The sequence below is a fragment of the Roseateles sp. genome, assembly GCF_039929605.1.
Lineage (GTDB): Bacteria > Pseudomonadota > Gammaproteobacteria > Burkholderiales > Burkholderiaceae_C > Pelomonas.
This window is the reverse complement of the sequence record NZ_JBDSQX010000122.1, coordinates 25,046-32,835: the sequence shown is the minus strand read 5'-3', so window position 1 is coordinate 32,835 and position 7,790 is coordinate 25,046. Positions and strand designations below refer to the sequence as shown.

At 68.4% G+C, this 7,790-nt stretch carries 7 protein-coding genes; 1 reads left to right on the top strand and 6 read right to left on the bottom strand.

The genetic code is table 11. The annotated features are described in order from the left end of the window. Positions 1 to 145 precede the first annotated feature (145 nt). Positions 146 to 1,219, bottom strand: coding sequence for a phosphotransferase (locus ABIS05_RS17095; RefSeq protein ID WP_348009306.1), 1,074 nt, complete (start codon positions 1,217 to 1,219; stop codon positions 146 to 148). A 62-nt stretch (positions 1,220 to 1,281) separates the two neighbouring features. Next, complete coding sequence (locus ABIS05_RS17090) at positions 1,282 to 1,986, bottom strand: Crp/Fnr family transcriptional regulator (protein WP_348009305.1); 705 nt, start codon at positions 1,984 to 1,986, stop codon at positions 1,282 to 1,284. Positions 1,987 to 2,351: 365 nt separating this feature from the next. Here ABIS05_RS17090 and ABIS05_RS17085 point away from each other — a divergent pair, with 365 nt between their 5' ends. Then, complete coding sequence (locus tag ABIS05_RS17085) at positions 2,352 to 4,115, top strand: hypothetical protein (RefSeq protein WP_348063290.1); 1,764 nt, start codon at positions 2,352 to 2,354, stop codon at positions 4,113 to 4,115. A gap of 139 nt (positions 4,116 to 4,254) precedes the next feature. On the opposite strand, the gene ABIS05_RS17080 is transcribed toward ABIS05_RS17085, so the two are convergent. The 4 genes from ABIS05_RS17080 to lptF are packed head-to-tail and all read right to left on the bottom strand — an operon-like array spanning position 4,255 to position 7,785. Further along, a complete protein-coding gene (locus ABIS05_RS17080; protein ID WP_348009303.1) occupies positions 4,255 to 5,199 on the bottom strand; it encodes a CysB family HTH-type transcriptional regulator in 945 nt (314 codons plus the stop codon). Next, entirely contained in the window at positions 5,196 to 5,567 is a 372-nt protein-coding gene (locus ABIS05_RS17075) for a CbiX/SirB N-terminal domain-containing protein (RefSeq protein ID WP_348009302.1), read from the bottom strand. Before ABIS05_RS17075 ends, ABIS05_RS17080 begins: the two co-directional genes overlap by 4 nt. Continuing rightward, entirely contained in the window at positions 5,564 to 6,691 is a 1,128-nt protein-coding gene (gene lptG, locus ABIS05_RS17070; RefSeq protein ID WP_348009301.1) for an LPS export ABC transporter permease LptG, read from the bottom strand. The genes ABIS05_RS17075 and lptG overlap by 4 nt, the downstream gene beginning before the upstream one ends. Next, positions 6,688 to 7,785, bottom strand: a complete 1,098-nt coding sequence (gene lptF, locus ABIS05_RS17065; RefSeq protein ID WP_348009300.1) for an LPS export ABC transporter permease LptF — start codon at positions 7,783 to 7,785, stop codon at positions 6,688 to 6,690. The genes lptG and lptF overlap by 4 nt, the downstream gene beginning before the upstream one ends. Between the last annotated feature and the right edge of the window lie 5 nt (positions 7,786 to 7,790).

The following is a 7,790-nucleotide window of genomic DNA, read 5'->3' as shown; positions in this document are numbered from 1 at the left end:
AAGGTGCAGGGCCTGGTGCGCCTGCTCGAATGCGCGGCGCGCGAGGCGCTGCGCGTGAACGCCCGGCTGTCGGACACCGGCGCCTGGCCGACGACGACATCCATCGCCTGGACGCCGTCGACGCGCCCCGGCGACGTGGTTTAGTTCAGGCCTTCTGCGCGAAACTCCAGGCAAGTTCCGCCAGCGGCCCGGCGCTTTTTGCGGTCTCCTTGGCCTGGTCACTGGAGGCCGTGCCGTCCACCACGCGTTTCGCAATGCCCTGCACGATGGCCGCGATGCGGAACATGTTGTAGGCCATGTAGAAGTTCCAGTCGGCCATGACAGCATCGACATTCGTGCGACCGGTGCGCTCGCAGTAGCGCTGCACGTAGTCACGCTCGCTCGGGATGCCCAACTCGGCGAGGTTCTTGCCACCCAGGCCGCGCGCCGCGCCCGAGGTCTGGATGTGCCAGCTCATGCAGTGGTAACTGAAGTCGGCGAGCGGGTGGCCGAGCGTGGACAGCTCCCAGTCGAGCACGGCAATGACGCGCGGTTCGGTGGGGTGAAAGACGACGTTGTCCATTCGGTAGTCGCCATGGACGATGCCTACCTCGCTCTCGTCGCGCGCCGAGGCCGGGATGTGCGCCGGCAACCAGGCCAGCAGCGCGTCCATCGCCGCGTTGGGCTCGGTGACCGAGGCCAGGTATTGCTTGCTCCAGCGGCCGATCTGGCGCTCGAAGTAGTTGCCCGGCTTGCCGTACGCCTCCAGGCCGACCGCCTGGACATCGACCTGGTGCAGCGCCGCGATGACGCGGTTCATCTCGTCGTAGTGAGCGGCGCGCTCAGGCGGGCTCATGCCGGGCAGGCTCTGGTCCCACAGCACGCGGCCGGGCATGAACTCCATGACGTAGAAGGCGCGGCCGATGACGGCCTCGTCCTCGCACAGCGCGCGCATCGCCGGCACGGGCACGGCGGTGCCGGCCAGCGCGCCCATCACCTTGAACTCGCGCTCGATGGCATGGGCCGACGGCAACAGCTTGGCCACGGGAGCGGGCTTGCTGCGCATCACGTACTGCGCGCCCGGCGTCGTCAGCAGATAGGTCGGGTTGGACTGGCCACCCTTGAACTGCTCCAGGCTCAGCGGCCCGGCAAAGCCGTCGACATGAGTGCCCAGCCAGGCTTCGAGCGCTGCGGTGTCCAGGGCCTGGGCGAGGGGGCGGGTGCCGGTGAATGCTTCCATGGAGGTCGTTGCGCGAGACGTGAACTTTCCATTCTGCGAGCAGGTCGCGGGCCGAAGTGTCGTCAACGGGACGCGGCCGCCAGCAGCTTTTCTCGGCTCAGCACGACAAGCCGGGTCGGCTCCACGCGCACCGCGCCTTCGCGCTCGAAGGCCTTCAGTTCCTGGTTCACGCGTTGGCGCGACGCGCCGAGCAGCTGGGCCAGGTCTTCCTGCGCGAGTTGCAGGCCGATACGGATCTCTTCGCCCTCCTGCACGCCGTAGGAGCGCGCCAGCAGCAGCACCTGCTTGGCCAGGCGCGCGGCGAGCGGCCGGGTGTTGAGGTCCTCGATCATGTCGAACATCAGGCGCAGGCGCCGGCAGTTCAGGCGCAGCAGCGCGTCGTACAGCTCGGAATGCGTCTGCAGCAGCACGCGGAAGTCGGCCTTGCGCACGCACAGCAGCGTGGTCTCGCCGTGGGCATAGGCGTCGTGCGTGCGGGGCAGGCCGTCGAAGAGGGCGATGTCGCCGAACCACGTGCCGGGCTCGACATAGGTCAGAGAGATCTGCTTGCCGGCCAGCGACACCGAGCTGACGCGCACGGCGCCCTTGGCGACAGCCGACCATTCCTCGGCCGGCTCGCCGCGGTGGGACAGCATGGTCTCGTCGGTCAAACGGCGCACGAAGGCGCGTTGCAGGATGTCGTTGCGCAGCGCCTCGGACAACCTGGAGAACCAGACGCCCTGGTCAATTTGTTGGCGTTCGGCGGGGGTGAGTGCGAGTACGTTCATGAGGGTCTGTTCACGCCACGGCAATGGATCGCGAAGCCCCGTCGCGAGGGGCCACTCGGCGTTGCACCGCTGGCCCGCACGCGAGTGCGGGCGGCGCGCTGCGCCTTGCTTGGTCCCTTGCGACGGGGCTTCCCGAAGGGTTGTCACCAAAAGGGCCGCGCGCGGCGTTGCAAATGCTCGCCGGGTGCGCAACCCGGCTCCGCTTTGCGCCTTGCTCGCGGCCCTCTTGATGACAACGCGACCCGTTACCGTGGCGTGAACAGGCCCTGGTGCATTGTGCAACCCCTGCGGGCGCATGACCCCATGCTAGAGTGAACTGCACTGCCCCTCACCCTCGTTCAACCGCTTGTAGCTGCCCGCTTTCAATGCCCATTACGGCCGTGCGCCCGACGTTGCTGGGTGCCCTCACCCCCGCCTTGGCACTGATGCTCGGCCCGTTGCTCGGACTGATGCCCCAGGGGGCCGAGGCCATGGGGCTGGGCCGCCCCCAGGTCCACTCCGCCCTTGGCAAGCCGCTGGATGCCAGCGTCCCGCTGATCCTCGCCTATGGCGAGCAACTGCCGGAAAATTGCGTGCGCGCCGAGGTCACGGCCGGCGATGCGCGTGTGCCAGCGGGGTTGCTGCAGATGCGTGTCGAAGGCGAGCCTGGGCAGCAGCGCATCCATTTGCAGAGCCTGGTGCGTATCGACGAGCCGGCCCTGCGCATCACGCTCGCGTTGGGCTGCCCGCTGCGCCTGACGCGCGAGTTCAACGCCTTCGTTGACCCGCCGGCCAGCGCTGCCGCCGTGCCTGCGGCCGCGCCGGGGCCTGTTCCCGCGATGCCCCAGGCCGTGGAGCCTGCGCCGCGCGTTTTTGCCGCAGCCAGCCCCGCCCCTGCACCAGCAGCCCGCGTGCGCGCCCGGCCCAAGCCGAAAGCGACCGGGCCGCGCCTCGTGCTGGAACGACCCGAAATTCTCGTCAGCCAGGCCCCGCAGCGCCCCGCCGCAACGAACGCGCCCGAGGCGGACGTGACGCCGGAGCTCGAAGCCCAGATCACCCAGCTCGAGCAGACCGTGGCCCAACTGCGCGCCGAGCTGGAGGCCCGCCTACAGGCCCAGGACGCTGCCGCATCGGCCGCCGCCCTCACCGCAGCACCGACCCCTGAAGCTTTCGCGTCAGCGCCCACGCCGCCACCGCCGAGCGCCACGCGGCCGTCGCCCTATCGCGATCCCATGACCTGGGTGCTGACGCTGGGCCTGGGCTTGCTGGCCGGCTCGGCGGCCTTCTACGGCAGCCGCTGGCGTGACGAGCGTGCCCGCCGTGAGCGGGCCTACTGGCGCGCCATGCACGCCGCCGAGGGCGCTGCACACCCCCTGCCGGCGCAGCCTCCGCCCGCGCCATCGCCCGGCATTGCCCCGGCGGTGTTCAGCAACGCGGCGCCCTTGCCCGACGAAGGGCAGCACCAGGCCACGCGGCCCCAACCACGGCCCATGGCTTGGCCACCCGCGCCTATTGCGCCTATTGCGCCCTTTGCCCCCGCCACGCCGGCCGCACCCGCTGTGCTGCCCGCACTGCCGGCTTCGATGCAGGCGACGCAGCCGATGCCGGTGCGGGTCGCTGCGGAGCCACAGCCGTCCGACGAGCTGACCGTCGCCGACGAGCTGCTGGACCTACAGCAACAGGTCGACTTCCTGCAACTGCTCGCCCAGCACGAGGCGGCTGCCGACTTGCTCGCCGCGCGGCTGGCACGTGGCAATTGCGGCGCGATGGCCTATCTGCTGCTGATGGAGATCTGCCAGCAGCGCGGCGAGCCTGAGGTGTTTGCCGAGCTGGTCAAGCAGTTCGAGCAGCGCTTTCGCACGGCGGCGCCGCAGTGGACGCAGAGCCTGTCGCGCGGCCGCACGCTGGACGCCAGCCCGAGCGTCATCGCACACCTGCAGGTGGTCTGGTCCGACCCGGGCGCGGCCATGCAGATGCTGCGGGATCTGCTGTCCCGTGGTTCCGGCCCCGCCGCACCGCACTTCGACCTGCCGGCCTACCGCGACCTGCTGACGCTCTACGGCGTGGCGCGCGATCTCTTCGAGGCCGGCCTGCGCAGCGACGACGTGGACCTGATGCTGCCGCTCGACTCCAAGTTCGGCGAGGGCTGAGGCCCCTCGTCCAGGCATGCCGCGCTGGACGCGGGCATGTCTGGCCGGTCCCCCAAGGGGACGGCGATGCTTGCGGCGTTGAGCCGCGCGCACATCGCCTGTGGGACCGGCTTGGGAGCGGCCCGGCGCTCGGCCCCGCCTACATCGCGAAGTCGTCGGCCTCGCCCGTCATTGCCCGTTCGATGAGCTTGCGGCTCAGGCGCTCCGACAGCAGTTCGGCAAAGCTGTACACGTAGTTGCGCAGGTAGGCGCCGCGCTTGAAGGCGATGCGCGTCACGTTGCTGCCCAGCAGCGCGCCCAGCGGCCGCGCGACGAGGTCGCTGTTCGCCGGCTCTTCGCGCATCGCCATCTCGGCCACGATGCCCACGCCCATGCCCAGTCGCACATAGGTCTTGATGACGTCGGAGTCGATGGCCTCCAGCACGATGTTGGGCGTGAGGTGGCGCGCGGCGAAGGCCTTGTCGACGCGCGTGCGGCCCGTGAAGCTGGGGTGGTAGGACACCAGCGGCTCGGCGGCCAGCTGTTCGAGGTTGACGCGTTCGACGCCGGCCAGCGGGTGGTCGCGCGGCACCACCATCACGTGCTGCCATTCATAGCAGGGCAGGGTGACGAGCTCCGGGTACTGCGCCAGCGACTCGGTCGCGAGGCCGAGGTCGGCCGTCTCGTCGATGAGCATGCGGGCGACCTGGTCGGGGCTGCCCTGGTGCAGGCTGATGCGCAGCTGCGGCAGGTTCTTGCGCAACTGGGCGACCGGCGTGGGCAGGACGTAACGGGCCTGCGTGTGGGTCGTTGCAATCGAGAAGGTGCCGCTGTCCTGGCGCGAGTACTCCTCGCCGATGCGCTTCAGGTTGGCGACCTCGCGCAGGATGATCTCGACGCAGGCCAGCACCTGCTGGCCGGGTTCGGTGATGCGACGCAGCCGCTTGCCGTGGCGCGAGAAGATGTCGACACCCAGCTCTTCTTCCAGCTCCAGGATGGCCTTGGACACGCCGGGCTGCGACGTGAACAGCGCCTTGGCCGTCTCGGTCAGGTTGAGGTTGCGGCGGGCGGCTTCCTGGACGAAGCGGAATTGGTGGAGATTCATTCGAGGACGTTCAAGCAGGCCTGGCTGATTGCTTGCAGCACGGCGTCCTGTTCGCCGAGCGGCGCGTGCAGCTGCCATTCGATGGCGGCGCCATGCTGCTCGCGCAGGCGGTCCAGCAACGGCGGCACGTCGCGCCGCACATGACCGCCAGTACCGAGGAAGAGGGGCATCACATGCACGCGCGTACAGCCGGCGGCGACGAGTTGCTCGGCGGCTGCATCCATGTCGGGCGACATGAACTCAAGGTAGGCCATCACCAACGGCGTGCCGGGTCTTGCGGCGCGCAGCCGCTCGGTGACGATCTCGAAAGGCCGCGCCCAGGCCGAGTCACGCGCGCCATGGGCGAACAGCAGCAGGCCCTCTTTCATCGATACCTCACGAGCCAGGTGAAAGCCGCCATCGACAGGCCCAGGTAGAGCAGGCTCGGTGTCGCCGCGACGACCCAGGGCGTCCAGTTCTTCAGCAGGCCCAAGTGGCCCGCCACGTTGTTCAACAGCACGAAGCTGATGCCCAGCATGATGCCGCCGAAGACCTTGATGCTGATGCCGCCCGAGCGGCCATGCAGATAGGCAAAGGGCAGGGCCAGCGCCACCATGACAAAGCAGGCGAAGGGGTAGAACGCCTTGCGCCAGAACTGGATGTTGTGGGCCTGGGCCGACTGCTCCTGGGCCGACAAATGGGCGGTGTAGCGGTAGAGCTCCAGCGTCGACATCGACATGGCCGGCAGCACGGCCGCGGCGATGACGCCGGCATGCAACGAGCTTTGCCAATCGAGCTTGTCGATCTGCTGCTCGCTGACGACGACCTCACCGACCGAGCCGCTGGCCGTCGGCGTGCCCGCGTTCCAGACCGTGCGCTTGACGGTCTGCAGATGCCAAAGGCCCTGGCCGTCCACGTCGACCTTGCCCGCCTCGGTGCGCGACATCAGCCGGCCTTCGTTGTCGAACTCGAAGATGCGCACTTCCTCCAGTTCGCCGCCGCTGCCCACGCGGCCAACCTGAACGGAGTAGCTGCGTTCCTGGCCATCGACCTTGCGGTGGTCCTTGAGCCAGGCGCCGCGCTTGGGCGGATTGGCATTGCGGCTGAAACGGGCGCGCATCTCGTCGCTCTGGCGCTCGAATTGCGGTGCCACGTAGTCGCCGATGACAAACGTCAACACCGCAAATACGGCGGCCAGGCCGGCCAGCAGGCTCAGTGCCCGCGCGGGCCCCAGGCCGCCGGTGCGCAGGATGGTGAACTCGCTGCTCTGCGCCATGCGAGCCAGCGAGACAATGCCGCCAATCAGCACTGCGATGGGGAAGAGCTCGTAGAAATGCCCGGGCAGCTCCATCGCCGCGAGCAGCGCGGCCTGCGCGCCGCCCGCGCCGATGCGGGCCATGCGCTCCAGTTCGTCGACGAAGTCGATGAAGAAGAACAGCGACAGGAAGGCCAGCGCGACCATGACGACCGAGCCGACGATGTCCTTGTAGAGCAGGCTGCGGACGGTCCTCACGCCGCAGCCTCCTTCGTGCGCCGACGCAGGCAGAAGCGGTTGCCGTTGTCGCGCACCCAGATGGCGGCCAGCGCCAGGAAGAGGGCGCTTCCATGCACGCCGATCAGCGCCCGGGGCAGCGAGGTGCGGCCATTGCCGACCCAGGACTGCGACAGGTTGATGAGGTTGAAGTAGACGACGAAAGTCAGCAGCGCGAAGAGCAGGTTCCAGTTGCTGGCGCGGCGCGGGTTGGATGCCGACAGGCCGACGCCCAGCAGGGCCATGTTGATGCCGCCGAGGATCATGCCGAGTCGCCAGGCCAGTTCGCCCTGGTTCTTGGGGATGGGCAGGCGCAGCAGGTCCAGCGTGGCCATCGCCTTGGGCGGCAATTGGCTGGCGTTGGCCAGCACCTGCGTGTCAGTCAGCACCTTGTACTGTTCGAAGCGAGCCAGGCTTTTTTCGCCGGTCTTGAGCTGGGTCTCGTTGCGCTGGCCGTGGTCCAGCACGAGGAAGCGGTCATCACCCTCCATGTTGAGCTGTCCGCGCGACGCTGTCGTCACGGACTCGCGGTCATGCTGGTTGGCGAGGATGAAGACGTTGCGCCCGGTGGCCGCGTTGTCGCCGTCGCGCTCGATGAAGAAGACGCGGCTGCCATCGCGCGAACTCTGGAACTGCCCCGGCGCAACGCGCGAGAGGTCGCTGCGCTTTTGGTAGCGGTCGCGCAGCTCGGCGCTGTTCTGGTTGCCCCAGGGCCAGACGATCAGTTCCAGCACAACCACGGCTAGCAGCACGGGCCAGGCCATGCGCAACACCGGCCGCACGAAGCGCGACAGCGGGATGCCGCTGGCGAACCAGATCGTCATCTCGGACTCGCGGTAAAAGCGCCCCAGCGTGATGACGACGGCAACGAACAGCGACAGGATGAGCATGGTCGCCATGTGGCTGATGGTGGCGTAGCCCATCAGCAGCACGACGTCCTGTGGCGCAACATTGCCGCCTGCAGCCTGGCCCAGCGTGCGGATCAATGTCGATGTGAGCATGATGGTCAGGATGACCACCAGCGTGACCCCGAAGCTCTTCGCCAACTCTGACCGCGTGGATGAATCGAATAACATCAAAC

Bases quoted from the DNA above. Each gene is read 5' to 3' on its own strand.
- ABIS05_RS17095 (WP_348009306.1), bottom strand. From the start codon at position 1,219: ATGGAAGCATTCACCGGCACCCGCCCCCTCGCCCAGGCCCTGGACACC.
- lptF (WP_348009300.1), bottom strand. From the start codon at position 7,785: ATGTTATTCGATTCATCCACGCGGTCAGAGTTGGCGAAGAGCTTCGGG.
- ABIS05_RS17085 (WP_348063290.1), top strand. From the start codon at position 2,352: ATGCCCATTACGGCCGTGCGCCCGACGTTGCTGGGTGCCCTCACCCCC.
- ABIS05_RS17090 (WP_348009305.1), bottom strand. From the start codon at position 1,986: ATGAACGTACTCGCACTCACCCCCGCCGAACGCCAACAAATTGACCAG.
- ABIS05_RS17080 (WP_348009303.1), bottom strand. From the start codon at position 5,199: ATGAATCTCCACCAATTCCGCTTCGTCCAGGAAGCCGCCCGCCGCAAC.
- ABIS05_RS17075 (WP_348009302.1), bottom strand. From the start codon at position 5,567: ATGAAAGAGGGCCTGCTGCTGTTCGCCCATGGCGCGCGTGACTCGGCC.